At 58.1% G+C, this 227-nt stretch carries 1 protein-coding gene; it reads left to right on the top strand.

Annotated features, from left to right (window positions below):
- On the top strand, positions 1–227 hold a 227-nt coding region (locus tag KRR55_RS20770), incomplete at both ends, for an SH3 domain-containing protein (protein ID WP_217391101.1).

Raw genomic sequence — 227 nt, 5'->3', positions numbered from 1 at the left:
CCGTCTTCCAGAGCACGAGAACCAACAGCAAGAGGATTGCCACCCTTTCGAACAACACGAGGATCCAGTGGTTGCGGACCTCGGGTTCGTGGCAGCAGGTGCGCACGAGCGCAGGCATCGGCTGGATCCAGTCCAGCAAGCTTTCCAACGCAGTGGTCAAGGCACCTGCCAAGGCCAAGGTATACAACTACACCAAGGCGTTCACCACGGTGAAGGCCAAGGCATAT

The sequence above is a fragment of the Paeniglutamicibacter quisquiliarum genome (assembly GCF_019084045.1).
Classification (GTDB): Bacteria; Actinomycetota; Actinomycetes; order Actinomycetales; family Micrococcaceae; genus Paeniglutamicibacter; species Paeniglutamicibacter quisquiliarum.
The sequence above is the reverse complement of the archived record's forward strand: the minus strand, read 5'-3'. Positions and strand labels throughout refer to the sequence as shown.